Here is a 1041-nt window from a genome sequence, read left to right as displayed (position 1 = left end):
CCCGCGTTCCTCCAGCTCGGCGACGACGGCCGCGGCCTGCACGGCCTGATCTACCGCGCCGCGCAAGGCGAGGCGGGCAAGCGCCTGACCCGCTACCAGGTCACCCTGCGCCCGCAATTGGCCTACCTGGCCCACCGCATCAACCAGCGCATGTTCCAGCAGCTGAGCGTGCCGAAGATCATCGCCCAGGTACTGGAAGAGCACGGCATCCTCGCCAACGCCTACCAGTTCCAGCTGGGCGCCGTGTACCCGGAGCGCGAGTACTGCGTGCAGTACGACGAGTCCAACCTGCAGTTCGTCCAGCGCCTGTGCGAAGAAGAGGGCATCCACTACCACTTCCGCCACAGCGCCGACGGTCACCAACTGGTGTTCGGCGACGACCAGACCGTGTTCCGCAAGCTGGCCCCGGTGGCCTACCAGCAGGACGCCGGGCTGGTGGCCGACACGCCGATGATCAAGCGCTTCGGCCTGCGCGTGGAAACCCGCACCAGCAGCGTCACCCGCCGCGACTACGACTTCAAGAAACCGCTGATCCAGCTCGAAGGCGAGTCGGTCAGCCACGCCGAGCCCGAGCTCGAAGACTACGACTACCCCGGGCGCTTCCTCGACCGCGCCCGCGGCAAGCACTTGGCCACCCGCGCCCTGGAGCGCCACCGCAGCGACTTCCGCCTGGCCGAAGGGCGCAGCGACCAGCCGTTGCTGGCCAGCGGGCACTTCCTGACCCTGAGCGCGCACCCCAACGCCGCCTGGAACGACCTCTGGCTGCTCACCGACGTGCACCACCAGGGCCGCCAGCCGCAGGTGCTGGAAGAAGCCATCACCAGCGACGTCGACGCCAAGTACGACGGCTTCCAGCAGGGCTACCGCAACTTCTTCAGCGCCACCCCCTGGGACGCCACCTACCGCCCGCCCCTCGAACACCCCAAGCCGCGCATCCTCGGCACCCAGCGCGCCGTGGTCAGCGGCCCGGCCGGCGAAGAGATCTACTGCGACGAGTACGGCCGCATCAAGGTGCAGTTCTTCTGGGACCGCGAAGGCCGC

The 1041-nt window shown here is 68.7% G+C and carries 1 protein-coding gene; it reads left to right on the top strand.

Going from position 1 to position 1041, the window contains the following annotated elements; translation table 11 throughout:
* The coding region (gene tssI, locus NGM28_RS28390; protein WP_252092543.1) for a type VI secretion system tip protein TssI/VgrG at positions 1–1041 on the top strand (1041 nt) is incomplete at both ends.

Origin of the sequence: Pseudomonas sp. MWU13-3659, assembly GCF_023757525.1 — a bacterium.
GTDB lineage: Bacteria > Pseudomonadota > Gammaproteobacteria > Pseudomonadales > Pseudomonadaceae > Aquipseudomonas > Aquipseudomonas entomophila_E.
Note: the sequence above shows the minus strand (reverse complement) of the source record. Positions and strands in the feature narration are given on the sequence as shown.